Below are 17844 nucleotides of genomic sequence, written 5' to 3' on the forward strand. Positions count from 1 at the left end.
GCGTCCGCCGTCGTCGTCGGTAATGACCACCTCGCACAGGAAGCCCTTGCGAGTCTGCATCTTCCGCTTATTGGCGGACTGAACCCGGGCGATCAGGGTGACGTCCTCCCCCAACGGCACGCTGCTGACCGGAGTCAGCTCGCCCCGCTTGAAATAGGCGCGCGGCACATGGTTGAGCAGATGGCCAATTGTATGAAGGTGGAGATGCTCGGCAAACAGTGTGGCGTTCTTGAGACCAATTCGCCCCGCAAGGGGAACGTTGAGTTCCTCAGTACTGTTATTGTCCACTGGCCTCTTGGGCTTCACTGAGCTGTGCTGATTCGTTGAGTGGGGAGGAGTCACCAAGTGCGGAGGGGTCCTTGAGTTGGGTCACGTCGCCGTATTGCGGCGAGTCGGACTGGCGGGGCGATGCCAGTTGGGTCACCGACACGTTGATTGGATGGCCGGCTTCCTGGATGAGTTTCAGCGCCGGTTCGGGCGTGGGCACGTGGACGTGGACACGCCACCGGTAGCCTTCCTCGACCTCGGTGACGGCGCTCATAATCACTGAGTCCCCGAGTTCATCGAGGTGGAGCCGCAACGTAGCGGCGTCGAGGGGGCTGAGGTTGATGGTGCACATGACTTCGACGCCCTCGGCATCGCCGCCGTTGTGTATGTGGGGAGCCTGGATGTCGTAGCCGTGGAGTCCGTCGAGGAGTTCGTCCTGCAGTTCCTCGCCGAGAGCGGCGGCACGTAGCGCGTCCATGATCAGGAGGAATCCCACTCCCCCGGCATCCACCACCTTGGCCGCGGTGAGGACGCCAAGTTGGCTTTCGGTCTGGATGACGGCTTCCAGGGCGGCTTCGACGGCGGCTTGCAGGGTGAGGGCGAGGGCGTGGTTGCTGTCGTCGCCGTTCTGCGCGCCGTCGGCCATGGCTGCACCGCGGGCTGTCGCCTCAAGGACGGACAGCATGGTGCCGGGCACTGGGTCGCTGAGGGCAGACCAACTGCGGATCTGGCCTCGCTGCAATGCGGTGGCCAGCAAGGGGCCTGAAAGTCTGGTGTGGTGGTGCAGCGGTTCGGCCACGGCTGCGAGGAACACGGCGAAGAGGGTGCCTGAGTTACCCCGTGCGTCTTCCATCGCGGCCTGACCGGCGATTCGGAGCAGTACGCCGAGATCGGCGGTGTCGGATGCCGAGGCGGCGTGGGAGGCGGCGCGAACGGTGAGGTAGAGGTTGGTGCCGGTGTCGCCGTCTGCCACTGGGAAAATGTTGATGGCGTTGAGGCGGTCGCTGTGGTTGCCCAGGGACTCTTCGGCCTTGCTCAACCATCGCCTCATCGCAGCTGCGTTAGCGGTGATCTTTGTCTGCAAAGTGATCCCATCCCACGTTGGCGGGTGACTGCGGCGCTGCGGTCACGCCGGGCAATCCGGCACATACCGAGCCTACCGCAGTGAACCCTTCAGGGAGAGTAGCGGTGGACGGAAACGTGGCGAGCAGCGAGTAGTCCTCTCCCCCACCGAGCACCCAGTCCATTGGCTCCACGCCCAGGAATTTGCCGAGTTTCCGTAGCGGCTCAGCCAACTTCTCTAGCGCGTCTTGGTCTAACACAAAGCTAACCTAGCTGGCTTGTGCCAGTCGTCCAGCATCTCTGAGCAATTCGTCCGACACATCGAGCATTAACATTGCTCCCGCTTTTGCCGCGGTTGGCCCAGCTTCGACTCGAGGTCGAGGACAGTTGCGACACCGCTAACCTACGCTGCCGTGTTGCCGACCGTATTCGGGTCAAGTGGCAATCTAGGGAATCTCGATACTGCCATAAATTCCCGCCGCACCTGCCTGCGGCTCCCGGTCTCCCAAATGAGTCGTAACGGAGCGTCCTTTTATAACTGAGATTAGCTGCACATCAGGGTACCTATCTAGTCGCCAAGTATCGCATTCTTGAAAATGGGGAATATTATTTGCTCGTCAAAGCTCTCAGATGCGAATTGCTTGCATTGAGCGGCGCTCTCACGCCATACGTGCTCGGTTGAAGTCTTCGATAAGATTTGCTCGACCATACTGGAAATGTCGGGCGATATCCAGGATCCTGGGTAAATCAGGTCCGCTCCAGGCCAGTTCAGGCTTGTAGCGACCGCCCCACTCGCGGCGCCGTCCGCCAATGTAAGGTGGAACGATTCGAAATCACTTAAGGAGATGACTACTCCAATCTTTGTGTACCAATCTGACATGTCATCTCCATGAGGTTCGAAGGTCACAGCGTTTTGTAGGAGCGGACTGACCTCTACCCGCGCGCGCTGGTCATCATAAAATGACACTTCTTTCTTCCGAGTCATCATCCAAGGCAAATCTTTTGGACTTTTACCTTTCACGAATAATTGGAAACGGGGTTCCCGGATCCGCAACGCCTCTAAGACATCCAACGCCTTATCCAGACGCTTATTTTGAGGAACCGCCCCCACCATCCCGATATTCCAGCGGCTACTGCTTAGTTTTGAATAGGCTAATTCGCCCAAATCAACCGAGTTTGGAATAACTTGCGACTTCGACGGCGGAATACCAAATTTCCGTTTCGCGAGTTGTTCGGTATATTTGCCAACGAATATAAAGCAATCCACCGCGGCCATGTTCAACAATCCAAGATGAGGCTGAAACAGTTCCTGCGAATGCACTCGCACCACAAGTCTCTGAGATGGGTGCTTATTTTTTGAATACCAAACTGAATTGCCCAATGCCCATTCGCAGAAGATCACATCTGCTTTGCGCAATAGAGACATGCTTTGCACTTCGTCATGACGAGTATGACTTTCCCATCTGTCGATGTCGACTTGATATCCATCGGCCTGAAGTTGATGAATGATGGCGTGTGCGAACTTCAAGTCATGTCCAACAACAAGAATTTTCTTATTCTTGATTTCGTAGGAGTGCAGACCGCTTGTCATTCAATTCCCTTCTTGAAAGGCTTCACATAGACGACGAGACAAATCAAAATTACGATTTCTCTCGACTTCTTCTCCATGAACGACAAACTGATCTACAAGACCATCGCACAAAATCACCCGCAAACCCTATAGCTACCGGTAATTCTTGCCCTCAAAGTGATCCCATCCCATGATGGCGGGTGACTGCGTTCCTATGGTCACGCCGGGTAGCCCGGCACATACCGAACCTACCGCTGTGAACCCTTCAGGGAGAGTAACGGCGGGCGAAAAGGTGGCGAGCAAGGAATAGTCTTCACCCCCGCCAAGCGCCCATTCCATCGGATCAACGCACAGGAGCTTACCCACTTCGCGCAGGGGCTCGGCTAATTGGTTCAAAGCATACTGATCCAATTCGATTCTCACCGAGCTGACCTGCGCCAGTCGGCCCACATCTCTGAGCAATCCGTCTGATACATCGAGCATTGACGTTGCTCCCGCTCTTGCCGCGGCTGGCCCAGCTTGGAGAGGCGGCCGTGGACGCTTCTGAATCTCCACAAACTTCAAGAAGTGTGGATCCAACGATTGGGCTGGATGGTCCGATTCCATCAGAGCTAAGCCGGCCCCAGCGAATCCCACAGTTCCAGCGAGCCCGACGACGTCCCCCACCTGAGCGCCCGCGCGCAGGATCGGTTCACCGCCGTCGAGGGATCCCGTGATCGCGGCTGTGACTACAATCTCTCGTCCACCGCCAAGGTCGCCGCCTACGACCCCGCACCCGTCGGCTCCCAGATCAACAATCGCCGCACACAGGCCGTCTGCTAGTTGTTCAACCCATTGCACCTCCGTCTGCCCTGGAAGGGTAAGGCTAACGACCATCGTGGTAGCACGGCCCCCCATCGCATTGATGTCGCTCAGATTCTGTGCGGCAGACTTCCAACCTACGTCATACCCGGTAGTGATATGCCCATTCGGTCGTTCCAGTCTGAAGTCCTTCTCCTCGACCAATGTGTCAATGGAGATCACCACCCTGCCGTCGGGCACTGCAACTACGCTTGCGTCATCGCCCGGTCCGAGAAGTGCACCGGAAGCCCTCGGGAGTCGAGGGAAGATGCGCTTTAGGAGATCGGCTTCGCTAACCTCTGAAACTGTAGTGAACATAGCTACACGGTACGTTGTCGATCCCAGCGGGGGCGCCCCGGTAGCTTCCTTTTTAGCTCGTTCCCGTTGCAGGGTAAGGGAGTGCTAGCCTGCCTGGCCCGGCATGACTGCCGCCCCAGTCACCCAGAATCCGAATCTTCGATATCGGTAAAGCCGTCCTCGGGACCATGTCGAAAGCGGTGTGGAGCGCGTTCATGCAGGATAGAGGTGGCTGGCGAAATTTCTTCTGAGGATGCGACTGATCCCGCGTGGATTCTCACCTTCGGATTACTTGCTATCGGCATAGCCCCGGGCACCAGGGCCGTGGGCCGTCCTGAACACCTTCAGCTACTTGACGAGAACCATAGCGGCACACCGATGGACATAGCTGACTACCGTCAATTAACTCACACAAGCACAACGATTATAATGAAAATTGGGTCTCATAGCAGTGAGCAACTGAATGTCAGGATGGTGTCGGTGTGGGCGGTAGAACGGATAATGGTCTGCCTGCCGCGCGCCACCTCGTGGCGGGATCGAAGCCAGGCACACCCCCGTCCGAACAGCGGACCGAAAGAATTCCAAGGAGACCAGCCCCTGAGACGGTTTTCCGGCCTGCTGAACGCGCCACGGGGAGCAAAAGCTATCGACGAAAAAAGATCGTCGCTCTCGCCTTCTTAGTAGCAACCTGTGCAGCCATACCGTCACTTATCCTGCTGCTCTTGCTATTGGGCTAAGATGTAGGCGTTATGGTTCATAAACCACCAAGGGGAAAATTTGCCTGTCATCATGCCCATCTACGGTACTCGCCCGGAGGCCATCAAAATGGCCCCTATTGTCGAGGCACTTAAGCAATCAGAGATTTTCGATTGCGTAGTTACCGTTACCGGCCAGCACCGGGCGATGCTGGATCAAGTTAACGACCTCTTCGGCATAGTTCCCGACTATGACCTCAACATTCTGCAGCAGGGTCAGACATTAAACTCGATCATGACGAAAACTATCGATGGCCTAGATCGAATGTTTTCCGCCGCCAAACCAGATGCCGTAATTGTGCAAGGCGACACAACCACTTCGACTGCTGCTGCAATCGCTGCGTTCTACCACAGTATCCCTGTGATCCATGTGGAAGCCGGGCTGCGGTCGGGCAACATGTTCTCTCCGTTCCCTGAGGAGGCGAACCGGAAAATGACCTCGCAGATTGCAAGCCTTCATCTCGCACCAACCTCCACTAGTAAGGCGAATCTGCTTGCCGAGAACATCAGCGAAGGGGACATCGTCGTCACGGGGAATACGGTAATCGACGCCCTGCTTGAGACTGTAGAGAAAAAAGTCCCATTCACGGACTCCGCACTTGAAACCCTCGTCTCACACGGCAGGAAAATATTACTCGTAACTACTCACCGGCGTGAGAACCAAGGCGATGCTATGCGGGGCGTAGGACGCGCCTTGGCACGAATTGCTGACACTGAGCCAGAACTGCTAATTGTTCTGCCAATTCACAAGAACCCCATTGTCCGAGAAGCAGTTTTGCCCGCGTTAGATGGTAAGAAGAATGTATTTGTGACTGAGCCTCTCGCATATGGTGAATTTACAAGAATGCTCTCACTGTCGCACGTTGTGCTTACTGACTCGGGCGGAGTCCAAGAGGAAGCTCCTAGCCTGGGCAAGCCAGTATTAGTCATGCGCGAGAATACTGAACGGCCAGAGGCAGTTCACGCTGGCACGGTAGCCCTTATTGGAACTCACGAGGATCGCATTGTAGCGGAAGTTGGCCGGCTCCTAAATGATCAAGAACACTTCGACTCGATGGCGAACGCAGTGAATCCGTATGGAGATGGCCTAGCGGCCAAGCGAACCGTCGCCGCTATCGCGTGTCTCCTCAACAAGGGACCTCGCATTGCAGACTTTGACTATCAATCAGCAATAAATTCCAATAAAGATTAGAAGTTTCCAATACCTGTTCAACCGATGTCCCGCGAACTGTTGACGCCCAATGCGGACCAGTTCAAGAACGTGCACCCTTCACTTAAAATCAAAGCAAATCCGGAAAGCATATCCAAAGATAATGGCAAAAGAGTACCTACACATAGGTTCAGAGAAAGAAATTTCTGACCCACCCAGATACGAGAGCCTACTCTTCGCCCGAGGCTATGTAATTTCGAAACACCCAATTGAGGTGCCCGATGTCAAATGGGAAGCTTGGCGTGTGGGCGATTGGACCATAAACCGTCATCCGTTGCTCGAGATAACCAGTTATTCCGATGCAGGCACGACGATCGTCATACTGGGAAAATTCATGCATTTAGTGCTAAACGATTGGGATCCGGTTAGAGTGGCGGCTCACCTGCACTTGGCACGCTCTCGATCAAGAAGAGAGTTTATCCAAGCATTGGAACCGATGGTCGGTCGCTTTATTGTGATCGACACCGATGGCAAAGATACATGGATTCAGGGTGACGCTTCAGGAACCCTGAGCGCTTACTATTCTAAAGAGCACCAGGTAGTTGCATCTCACCAAAATCTGTTGTCCGAAACTTTAGGTAATCTACCGCTTTCAGTCTTCGGGTCCAAAGAATGGAAATTAAACAATAGGGCTTTCGCTCCTCCCGGGTTGGAAACGATCTATCGAGGGGCGCGAATACTTACGCCGAATACAGAACTATCCCTGCGAACCTTCGAAATTCGTCGCATACCTCTTGCCCCTCCGGAAACTCTACGCACTGATGAGGTCGCAGAACAACTTCTACATTATATGCGGTTGCAGGTACCTTATCTGGTAGATGTCGGGCCGACCGTCGTTTCCCTCACTGCGGGACAAGATACACGCACGACCCTGGCTGCTATCGGAGCGCGCAAGAACGACTTCCAATATTTTACCTATGCCCTGAATTACTCAACACGACTAAAATACGTTATCGAGGACGTTCAAGGCACAAAAAAACTAGCCGACTATGCAAAGCTGCAAGAATATTCGGTCCTGAACATTAATGAACCACTGAAGGACGGCCTATTATTTGATGTCCTTAAGAGAAGCTCTCCGTTTAATAGCGGACGGGGAGTAGCAGCTGAGTATTTCAGGAGTTTCTCCCGGGCAAAAGTGCACCTCCGTTCAAGCATTGCCGAGGTGGGCGTTCTCTATTATCGCGCTAAATTTGGCGACAAGCCGTCCACCGCTGAGTACTTTTCCGATATCCTGACCCAAAATAGAGGCGGATATACTCAAGAGACCCTTCTTGCGACTCAGCAATACATGGAGGAAACCGGAATTCTCGAGGTTGACGGCTACGATCCTATTGACTTGTATTTTTGGGAAATACGAAACGGTTCGTGGCTAAGCAATATAAACGCAGAAAGTGACATTGCTATTGATACGCATTCGCTTTTTAATAGCAGACTTATACTGAGACTGAGTCTTTCACAGAAAGCCGAAGATCGGCTGTCCATGAAACACTATCACCGCCTGATCCAAATAGCCTGGCCCGAACTTTACGACGTTCCGGTGAATGGAAAAATGCAAAGTTTCCCAGCCTGATACCCTTGACGAAACGGGTGCCTTCCAGTCGAGATGGTATCCGAGATATTGAGGCCTAGTATATCTAAACGTAGCAATAAATCAGAGGATGAGCATTACCTGACAATTTCATCGCAGACCTTCCTGAGTCTATTATCTGAGATACTCTGCAAAAGATTTTTTTTGGCATACTCCCTGCCAGATACCGAAACATTTTTATAGAAATCAGGACTACCAAATAGAGTCCTTACATCTGCTCTAATACTCTGAAATCGGTCCATAGAGGAGGGCATTCCTCCGAAGTTTCCCCATGCGCCAGCTTCAAGGTTATTCCCGTACTGCAATCCCGCAATTCCTTTGCTCCCTGCGGCTATTACTGGTGTTCCCAAAGCTAGGCTCAGGGCAGCGCCCCTTCCGGATGCCACTACCATACTGGAGGAACTTATCAGCGAAGGCACTTCAGCAGGTGGAACCCACCCCAGCGACTCCATAGTTACGTTCGCGTTGTCCTCGACTAGCCCTTTTATTCGTTCCTCAAAACCAGTGACAGCAGTACCGCCCCCCGCAAGGCGCACAACCCAATGAAGATCTGGACGAATAGCAACGGCTCCCGATATTGCTTCAGTCAAAGCATCCAAAAGATAATACTTGTCGGGATCAACTCGCGATAATACCAAAATTTCGCTTTTGCCATCCGAGGTACGCGAATCCAACGAATCCATCTTGACTTCAGCGAACTTGTCTAGGACTCCATTTCTCACCACTGACACTGTATGATCGGCTACGTCCGCCCCGGCTTGCATATACTTCGCGTGTCCTTCGGAAACACATATTACTCTTGACACCTTATTCTTCCACAAGGAAATACTATCGAGGTACCGTCCATGGAAATGCGAAACCATTGGAATACTCTGATACTGGGCTATATTCATGCCGAGCTTGCGCGAACGAAAAGGATGCGTATACACCAAATCAAATGATCTATCTCGCACTTTTCCAACGGATGACTTCCAATCATCCCAATCGATACCGATAGTATCGACTGAAATTTTCGTTAGGGCATCATCAAGCTGACCGTGGGGGCAAGCAACCGTTACCTGGTATCCGCCATTTTTCAAAGCAAGGGCTGAATAGTAAACGTTCTCGTGTAGGCCGCTCCAATAGGACAGAGGGGCTGCCGTCATCAACACGCTCGGAGACGAAGTACTCAAGCCGACGGCTCGTTATCTGCTTTGGGGCCATCCGCCGCACCTAGATTGCAGCCAAGTGCCCTTTCTAGGTGAGCGAAATAGACATCGTTTGAAGGCGTAAGATGACCCTCGCCCCAATCTTCTAATATCCAGGCTGCGTCCACTCCTGATGTTTGGGAGACGAGTTGGCTAAAGGGCTGCCGATGCCTTGTCTCATGGAAGACATCACCAGTATTCTGCACGTAATAGATAGATGTATTGCTCTTATGGTTAATGATGCGAGTTCCCACATCCAAACGCTCGATAGGCGCTAGGTCGGATAATCTGGGGTTTCCAAACACTGAAGAAAGCGCTAGATCTGTGAATCTAGAATAGTACTTCCGGATATCTGTCTGAGGATTGAACGCAGCCACCCTGCTTCCCTTGATAAGAGCCCCTATTTGCAAAGCAGCGAAACCCCCTCCGGAACTTCCTGCCAGTACGACCTCCGTATACCCGCCCGCCTCCATTCGTTCCATCACAAAATCAGCGATGACCCGATGAAGATCGGTATCATGAGTTCCCAGATACCAGCCCAGAGTTAGATCAGGCGAAAGGTCCAGCGTCGGATCTCCTATTAAACAACTAGCCCAGCCCCGTTCTGAGTATCCTGTAAGGCGCTCAAATCGCGGAAGGCTGTACTTTGATCGATTCAGTGCACCATGGAACCCCACGTGTAGAACCTTTCCCGGGCCCGGAGTACTGAAAATAGGTAAGGTGAGAGCGCCGATACCCACTGTTTGCATTCCACTAAAATACGCATGCTGACCCGCTTGTCGGATACTTGCATAGGTCCGTACTTCCCCACTGCTAGTCTTCGTCTTGAGGGGATTCCAGTTTATAATTGGCCGACGCTGGCCGCCGGTCGGGCGAATATAACTTGGGAGCTGCAACTCGTCACCAGCGATATCAATCGCTGCTGCTAATAGCCCTCCGCCGTGATTACCTTGATTAGATAACGGAATCATGAACCGAGAACTAGGATCCAGTACTTCTAACCGATCGGGTAGTCTGCTGCCCTCCTGCCTGATTTGTTTTATCGCATCATCAGACAAAGTCTGCAACTCTAAAGTTGAATTCAGTTCAACGACTTCGGGTATTCCCTCCCCTGATGTCGAAATATTCTCAAACGGTTTAAGAGACATCGCAACAGATTTAGGCGTAACTAGTACGTGCTCGGCTCCAAATGGAGACTCGACTCGGAGCCGAAAGGCTCGGTCTTCGGATTCCTCGTACGATGCAATTTCGCTTGTCTGGCCAGTCGACAGCGAGATTAGCGTGAGAAATTTCATTTGTGTTCCGCTTCGAACGGACCGCAGGACAGGAGCGGGTTCCTTTTTTCTCCAGCCAACCGAGGTCCATCCATCTAACGGGTTATCTTGACCCTTGACCACCTCAATCTTCCCGGGATTTCCAAACCACTGAACTTGCGCCGATAGGTCACCTTGAGTCAAATAAGCCGTTGCTCCTGCGACTGACAACTCGCACTCAGGATCAAAGTGCCATCGCTGTTCGGCTGTCACCTTATCGTTCGAGGACACAGCATCTAGGATAAGCAAGTATTCCCCGAACTTGGAATAGATAACACGTCGACTGATTAGAACGCCAGAATACCCGGTGTCACGAATCATGTATTCAAGATGGGTGGGCGTCGAGACCTCCCTTGTGAGCGTGACATTTGTATTCCTGTCATAGTCACGGTTCCTGAGCAAAATAAGATTGTGCCCACTACGCTTCAATACATACGAGCGCATCGGATCTGATCCGTAAGTGTATTTCCCGGTATCGATCAGCCACGCGCCTCCGCCGGCGAAGTACGTGAGCGACCCCCCGTCCTGGTGTCCGTGGATTTTAGCCTGACTACCAAAACAGAACGAGAAAAAGGTCTCTTTCTCGAAGGCCCGATCAGTCTCACCCCAGCCGCTACGTGCATAAACATATCCGGCCGAATATTTCTTGACTAAATCCTGGGGGGGTACGCCCTTCAAACCCTTAGAGTAAGCGTAGTCCGTCTCGGGAGACCCTACGGCGCGGGCATCACCTCCGTCGATATCCCCTATTCTGACGTATTTTCCATTGGGCTGTGTCGCATGAGCTAGGGCGACTGGCGCAAGCGACAGCCGATGTATCCCTTCAGGGGGCTCAACATTCTCGAGTTTGAGCCGTCGCAAAGCCTCGAGCCACCACCGGTAGTTTTGCTCTTGATACCCAACGCTTCCCTCTTCATTCACGCCCTCAAGGTCGTAGCTCGAGGTGAGCAAGGCCCCCAAGCGTTCAACGGCCAACCTCTTTTTGTCCGATAGTCCTAAAGCGCTAGCTACGACGAACAATGCTTGATGCTGATGAAAAGCATGATTCCCGTGCCCGAGATTTTCCTCATCAGACAACCAATCCGCGTGTTCGATTAACGAAGCGAGAAGCCAGCCCTTTTCGCCAAATATAGGTAAGGCAAACGTGAGCTCGAATGTACGCAACGCATCACCCATGTCAATCCATGCCCATTTGCTCGTTGAGCGACCGGGGGGGTTGGTCTCAATCCAAGACCGGGCGTACCGTTCCCAAAGCTGCGCTGATTCCAAGTCCCCCTGTTCTGCCGCGCGACGTAGAGGATCTAACCATCTTAGTGAATGGAACTGGAACTGCCAGTTACCGTCGTTGAATGGATTCTCGCTCCAGTCTAGAGACTCAGGTAGTTTCCATAATGAATGGGGAGACATCTGAAGTTCCGCCGATTTGAGCGCCCTTACCAGTTCGGCGTCCTGCCGAGTGGCCTCGTAGCGGGCACCAAAAGATTGCCGCCTGGCCGACTCCATAGAAACTTCCACTAGCTATCAAACCTTTCGGACGCTTGGAAAAAGGAGCGTACCTCACTATCGCGCCATTCGATCGGACTGTAAAACTCAGCAATCCGCCGAACCAACGATTCGCACTCCTCCCGATCCGAAGGGGATACCACAGAAAGCTTTTTCAGATACCAACCCTTCATAAAAGTTTGTGCTCGACTCTCCTTATATGCATCCATGAGTCCGACATCTTCCAACCAACCTACTCTCGCCTTCTCTAGGGGTAGATATTTCCGGAAAAAACTTGGACCCACTACATTGACCATTGAATTACTGACCGCACCGTAATAAACATGTATGGGGACACTCATTCCACCAAAACGACCCGCGTGAAATAATATTTGTTGGAAAAAATATGAATCCTGCCCCAGTGCTCCTACCGGCTGAACCAAGTTCAATGACTTCAGCCACCTCGCATCAAGGACCATCGCCTGTATGCTCATCGGGTGAAACTGTATACGTGTTAGAGCTGCTCTCCCCGATTCGCTATTTTCCAAAACCAACCCGGTCGCTCCCATAAGCCGTTCCGAATTCTTCGACAGGTGAGTTCGATCAGTAAGCTTGACCATATCTCCAATCGCGAATTCCAACTTGCGCTCCGAGGCTAGGGCGACCAGCTTCGAGTAACCATCATTAACCGCTTCGTTGTCCGGGTCTAGATAGGTGACCCACTCGCACGAGGCGAGCTCAAGGCCCTTGTTTCTTGGGCGAGAGGCGCTGCCAGATCCTCCCTTTTCAAAACGATACAGCCTTACGTTCGAATGACTGCTCGACAAGAAGTTCAACACCTCAATCGTCTCGTAATCTGAAGAGCCATCATCTACTAATATGATCTCCATTTCGCCAAAAAGGGAGGACCTCTTCAATGACCTGAAGCACTTGTCGCGTAAGAACCGTCCGTTGTTATAAACGGGTATTATGACGGACAATTTCTTCCTCAGAGGGTAGTCAATAGGAACTTCCGTCTCCGCACGTGCTGAATAGCCGAAATGGTCCATCACATAGCCGGATCCTTCGATCTGTTCATTGCTAAGGAACAGATCGCAGGGTGAACTGTTCACCCACAAAGCTCCAATTTGCGGATTTGAGAGATTATGGATCGGCGCGTGCCCGAGAGGACCGTCACCTTCAGGATCCCCCTTAGTGACAAAGTCAACATCCGCGTAAGCGAAGGCATTCACCATATCTTCGAAATGAGTGGCGGCATAGCGCATGGCCGAACTAATCGGGATGTATATGTCGAAGTCTTGCTTTCTCACCCTCGCTTCAGAAACAGAGAGCAATGGAACATTGGAAATAGTCTGGGTTTGAACTACTTCACGGTTCTCATCACTATCCTCACCCACCGCTGCAACTCGTGGCCGAGAAGATCTTGCTGGCAAGCCTGCAGTCCTCAAAATCTCGCCCATTCGATCAAAAGATAGATGATTCGTGAATACGTTTCTCAGCCCATCCATTTGCGAGCGATACGCTTCATCCGACGTGATATTGTCAATGAAGTCCCGGACCTCTAGTGCATTCTCCGATATAAAAACGTTTGGAAATTGATCGTTAACTCCAGGACTGTAATTTGAAATTACTAGAGATCCCATGGCTTGCAATTCAACAACCCTATTCGCATACATTGACATACTAGAAGATACCGAATTTAGATTAATACTGAAGTCAGTCATCTTCTGGATCTTCAGAAGGGTGTCATGATTTATGGAGGGGCTGACGTACGGTAGCAAATACTCCGGGAAAAAATATCTATCATTACGAAGTTCGCTGTTGCGATCAATAATCACCAGTGGTCGATTCGATAAATTCACACCCTCGAAAATCTGCTCTGCGGCCGCTCTGCGTTCCTCGTACTTATGTGTGTGCCAGGAGCCGGCAAAGCTTACTTCAGCACGACGATACTTTCGAGACCCCACCGGATTATGGTGGTGAGGATTTACCCCGAACCTTAGCGTGCGAACCGCCTTCACGCCCGGGCAGTCGGCCCGATACCTATCGATTACCTCGGCCGCACTAGTGAAAATGAAATCGGCATTTTTAGCTATATCGACAAACAGTTCATAGTTAGGAGGGTCTTCCTTTGAATAAAACGATATAGGTACACCCGCCAACCTAAAAGCAGGAATCAATTGATTAATTAAAATGTTCCGAGCTCGAGATCTTTCGCCCGACAGCCCCTTCCACTCACCAGCTAATCCCTTCCAAGTGCTCGCTATAATCAAAAGATCTAAGGAACCACTCAGATCCATATAGTTTTCAGGTGTTATCGCGACTATATCAGCAGTGCGATGGAAGCTTTTGAACAGGAACTCATCCGCGATGATGCCTACTCGAGCCGGATGAGGAGCCAAACTCCGGCTACCCATTGAGATGGGGATGTCCTCAAGTATGGTGGCAAAGGAGTCAAGATAATTTCTAGTAATTAAACGATCAGATCGAGCGAGATACTCTTCACTGCTTGAAGCAGGGCTAAGAGGGGAACCGCTGAGAACGGAGTCGACGTAATAGTCTGACGAGTAGAATTTCACATCACCTTCATACTCGGCGCAACTACGCTCCAGTTCTTTAATCCGAGCCTCTACTGTATTCGCCTGATCGCTCGTTGACACTCTAGACCTTCCTTATAGATGTGGCGATTTTCGCACGCAGGCGCCAATATTTGATCTGGGTCCGACCTAATAAAGAGTTCGAAAGAGCAAACAACTTCCCAGTCGTTTCCGATAGTTGGGAAAGGGTCTGTGCATGCCGGCTCTGAAGCTTTTTCAATTCCTTCTTCTTCGCATAAAGCTGAGAACTAAATACACGTCGTTCCACAGCTATCGTGCTGAGTTCCAACTCGTTGTCCGGCGAGGAGTATGATCCGGGTTCTGTATTTAATGCGACTCGGTAGGCCGCGAGAAGCTCGCGGGAAAGCTTATGAATTTCTTCACGTTGCCTCACGGCCGATACTCGGATCGCTTCCCGAGCCAAATCGCTCACGAGAGCCGACTCCGTCGTTTCAGTAGACAATTGTTTCATCCCCTACCTACAGCTCAAGACTTTCTACTGCTTGACTGTTGCGCCAAATCCCTCTCGTGTCGATAATTCTTTTGCTCTCAAGAACTTTAGGATCCACATCTGCGAAAGAATCGTGGTTGACGAGCAACAGTATCACCTCGGCATCAGCGATGGCTGATTCAGTACTATCCACTAGGTACACGTTTGAAAGATCCCCCAGCACGGAAGGAAGGCCATTTATATGTGGCTCCGACACCAGAATGCGCGTATTCGGAAGCCGGCTAGCAAGGCTGATGACAATATCAATTGCGGGTGACTCGCGCAGATCATCTATATTTGCTTTGAAAGACAGACCAAGAGCGGCAACCGAAGCACCGGGAGGAAGATCTTTAACTTCAGTTACTACGCGTTCAACTACCCAATCCGGCTTAGCGTCATTGGTCAGTCGCGCCTGCCTTATAAGGGTGGCTTCCTCGGGCGCTGCTGCAACAATAAACCATGGATCGACTGCGATGCAGTGGCCCCCAACCCCGGGTCCTGGCTGCAAGATATTCACCCGTGGGTGATAATTTGCCAATTCAATAAGTTCCCATACGTCAATATTCAGTTTGTCACTAATAATCGAAAGCTCATTTGCAAAAGCAATATTGACGTCCCTAAAGGAGTTTTCTACTAGCTTAGCCATCTCGGCTGTCGTCGCATCAGTGAGGTGGATTTCTCCCTGGCAAAAAGTCTCGTAAAGTGCCTTCGCCGAAAGGGCCGCATCACGTGTGATGCCACCGATAATTCGGTCGTTGGTCACCAGCTCAATCATGACCCGCCCGGGCAACACGCGTTCAGGGCAATGAGCTATCAAAATCTGGGGCCGACCGAGCCCCTGCTCAAGGCTGAGGTCGGGACGTAGCCTAACTAGGTAGTCGCCCAGATGCTGTGTTGCTCCAGGGGGCGATGTAGATTCCAGGATAATCAGTTCTCCACCGGACAGCTGAGGTGCGATACCACGGGCGGCTGCCTCAATATAAGATAGATCCGCGCTCTTATCAGCATTGAACGGCGTGGGCACAGCCACAATATATGCCTCAGCTTTGGGTGTTTCTTTGGTTGCCTTCAACCGACCCTGCGCCACCGCGCCCGCGACGTGGACGCTCAGGTCCGGTTCAACAAAAGGGACTTCCCCCCTATTCACCGCTTCTACCGTCCTCGTGCTGACGTCCACGCCGACAACATTGATCCCGTTTGTGGCCAAGATGGCTGCCGTTGGAAGCCCTATATAGCCTAGACCTATCACAGCCACGTTCTGAATAATATTCATGATATCTCCCTCATACTGTTACATGCTGATCGGGACGACCAAATAGTACGACCCTGCCCGAGGCCAAAAGCTCATTTGAGCTAATTTGCCAGGTGTGATTTTGCGATCCTCTTTGTTGAAAAAAATTGAACCTGTCCGCGGAATAGACGGACGCTCCACCTGATCTGGCGTCTGACAAGAACCTTGTGTCTTCACCGGCGGCTAGGTCGCGGAAAGGAAACTGTACAAATGCTTCGCGACGGGCAGTCAAAGTCGGTCCCATAACAAAATCTGTAAACCTATGTTCTAAACCTGCGTACCTAAGAATAGTTGCGTTGCGGTCCTCTAGATACATATAATGCGCCTGCTTACCTACCACATCCGCTTGCGAGAACATTAATGCATTCACTTGGTCTTTCAAATAGTTCTTTCCGTAAAAATCATCATCGTCCATTTTCGCCAACACGTCACCGTCCGCAACTGCGACGCATTCGTTCAGACACTGACCGAGACTAACTAGTCTTGAAGCATTAAGCAGAATGCCATTCTTAAGCCCATACAAGCGAGACAGGCGGTCGAACTCGCCTCGGCCAAGTTCAAATCCATGAGTCATTAAGATTAGTTGGACCGAGACTCCGTCTTGTTCTGCAACCGTGCGCATGAGTTGTTCGACCTGATTTGGCCGAACGGTCGAAGCCAACACTGAAATCGAAGGTAACCGAACAGGAAGCACCTTATCGGGGAGAACCTGCTCAATCACAGATTCGACCCTGTGTGCATAAGTATGGCGGTCCCAGATTTTCCTCTGGGTTTTGTGAACCATTCTTTCTGATAACTCGGGGCTCTCCAGCAATGCTTTAGTCATTACCACTGCAGAATCTTTGGAACTCACAGTGGGAACTTCATCTTGATTAAACAATAAAGAGATTGCGGCGCTGGGTGCACTAAGAACGGTTGTTCCGGAAGCATTGATCTCGAACACTCGGCGTGCGCACATGCTTGGTGAGTCAACGACCGAGTTTACATTCAAGAACAACTTGTAAGCTTTATAGGCCGTCAACATTTGAACATAAGGAAGACTACCCACCACATGCTCGGACAAACCGTCGGGAAACCGGTATCGCTGATCTTTGCCGGCAGAACGCGCGAAGATCTCCAGATCCGCTTTCTGGCCCTTCAACGCGCTGACAGCCCCCTGCAATAGCATATCCATCTGTTCCCGGCGTTCTGGAAATTTATGTGCGAAGTACATCCCAGCGAAAGCGACCTCTCGCTCATGCCAGCCAGTTGACGGTCGGACTGGATTATGCACTCTAGGTTGCGCCGCAAAAGAAAAGGGGAAGACCCGTTGGTGGCCTAGGTCCTCGACATATCTAGGAATCATGTTTGAGTCGGATGTGAAGACGAAGTCAAACTCCCTTGCAGCAGGAAGGAAATCCTCGTAATGTGGCGGGTCTTCTTTGTTCCAAATTACTGTCTTAATTTGTTGCGCTCTACACCAACGAATCATCTCTAGGAAATCGGACTTTGGACCCGAGGTGCCGGTTAGCTGATACTTCCAGTTACCACTATTTCCCGACCACGCGGATTCCACAAATATAAAGTCTATTTTCTGGGAAGTGAGTTGTTGACGCCAAGTTTCCCGCTTTAGAACGATGGAATTCCATTCGTAATTCAAAGCCAGACTTGAAAACTCATCGAGTATTACCCCGACATTCAAATCATGCCTCCTAGGCAATGACTCCGGAAGATTTGTCGAGTCAAATGCCAGCGATCTTCCCTCGAAATTCCGCACCAGCCTCGCCCGAGCACCAAGCGACCCTGGCACAGAAACATCACCTGGCGTCGTAAGTTTGCGAGACCTGAAAACATGTAATTGGGCCATCCCTCCTTGGCGAAAATGCCAAATCGCTCGCCGCAGGGGAAGCATAACG

The 17844-nt window shown here is 51.7% G+C and carries 12 protein-coding genes and 1 pseudogene; 2 read left to right on the forward strand and 11 right to left on the reverse strand.

The annotated features are described in order from the left end of the window. The 5 genes and pseudogenes from DDA93_RS13455 to thiL all read right to left on the reverse strand — a co-directional run. Positions 1-288: pseudogene (locus DDA93_RS13455) on the reverse strand (ATP-dependent DNA helicase RecG); the annotation flags it as partial. Continuing rightward, on the reverse strand, positions 278-1318 hold the full coding sequence (locus DDA93_RS13460; protein ID WP_116779046.1) for a DAK2 domain-containing protein: 1041 nt from the start codon (positions 1316-1318) through the stop codon (positions 278-280). The pseudogene DDA93_RS13455 and the gene DDA93_RS13460, both read right to left, overlap by 11 nt. Before the next feature lie 10 nt (positions 1319-1328). After that, entirely contained in the window at positions 1329-1589 is a 261-nt protein-coding gene (locus DDA93_RS13465; protein ID WP_116779047.1) for a hypothetical protein, read from the reverse strand. A gap of 308 nt (positions 1590-1897) precedes the next feature. Further along, on the reverse strand, positions 1898-2920 hold the full coding sequence (locus DDA93_RS13470; RefSeq protein ID WP_116779048.1) for a glycosyltransferase: 1023 nt from the start codon (positions 2918-2920) through the stop codon (positions 1898-1900). Between the two features lie 132 nt (positions 2921-3052). Next, positions 3053-4057 carry a thiamine-phosphate kinase gene (thiL, locus tag DDA93_RS13475; RefSeq protein ID WP_116779049.1) on the reverse strand — a complete coding sequence of 335 codons (1005 nt, stop codon included), beginning with the start codon at positions 4055-4057 and terminating at the stop codon, positions 3053-3055. 768 nt (positions 4058-4825) lie between these two features. Here thiL and wecB point away from each other — a divergent pair. Together wecB and DDA93_RS16210 are read left to right on the forward strand one after the other, a co-directional pair. Continuing rightward, positions 4826-5983 carry a UDP-N-acetylglucosamine 2-epimerase (non-hydrolyzing) gene (gene wecB, locus DDA93_RS13480; protein ID WP_116779050.1) on the forward strand — a complete coding sequence of 386 codons (1158 nt, stop codon included), beginning with the start codon at positions 4826-4828 and terminating at the stop codon, positions 5981-5983. A 262-nt stretch (positions 5984-6245) separates the two neighbouring features. Then, positions 6246-7571, forward strand: a complete 1326-nt coding sequence (locus DDA93_RS16210) for a hypothetical protein (RefSeq protein ID WP_207771348.1) — start codon at positions 6246-6248, stop codon at positions 7569-7571. Positions 7572-7666: 95 nt separating this feature from the next. On the opposite strand, the gene DDA93_RS13490 is transcribed toward DDA93_RS16210, so the two are convergent. The 6 genes from DDA93_RS13490 to DDA93_RS13515 all read right to left on the reverse strand — a co-directional run bounded on the left by DDA93_RS13490 (position 7667) and on the right by DDA93_RS13515 (position 17630). Continuing rightward, complete coding sequence (locus DDA93_RS13490) at positions 7667-8734, reverse strand: glycosyltransferase family 4 protein (RefSeq protein WP_165802641.1); 1068 nt, start codon at positions 8732-8734, stop codon at positions 7667-7669. Positions 8735-8757: 23 nt separating this feature from the next. After that, the gene (locus DDA93_RS13495; RefSeq protein ID WP_165802642.1) at positions 8758-11265 is read right to left on the reverse strand and encodes a heparinase II/III family protein; all 2508 of its coding nucleotides are present in this window, start codon (positions 11263-11265) and stop codon (positions 8758-8760) included. Positions 11266-11603: 338 nt separating this feature from the next. Beyond that, the gene (locus DDA93_RS13500) at positions 11604-14231 is read right to left on the reverse strand and encodes a glycosyltransferase (protein WP_116779054.1); all 2628 of its coding nucleotides are present in this window, start codon (positions 14229-14231) and stop codon (positions 11604-11606) included. A 1-nt stretch (position 14232) separates the two neighbouring features. Next, a complete protein-coding gene (locus DDA93_RS13505) occupies positions 14233-14640 on the reverse strand; it encodes a hypothetical protein (RefSeq protein WP_116779055.1) in 408 nt (135 codons plus the stop codon). Positions 14641-14647: 7 nt separating this feature from the next. After that, a complete protein-coding gene (gene wecC, locus DDA93_RS13510) occupies positions 14648-15931 on the reverse strand; it encodes a UDP-N-acetyl-D-mannosamine dehydrogenase (RefSeq protein ID WP_116779056.1) in 1284 nt (427 codons plus the stop codon). A 10-nt stretch (positions 15932-15941) separates the two neighbouring features. Continuing rightward, entirely contained in the window at positions 15942-17630 is a 1689-nt protein-coding gene (locus DDA93_RS13515; protein ID WP_347693772.1) for a glycosyltransferase, read from the reverse strand. Positions 17631-17844: the final 214 nt, after the last annotated feature.

It is taken from the genome of Arthrobacter sp. Bz4 (assembly GCF_003075455.1).
In the GTDB taxonomy this organism is placed as follows: Bacteria; Actinomycetota; Actinomycetes; order Actinomycetales; family Micrococcaceae; genus Arthrobacter_D.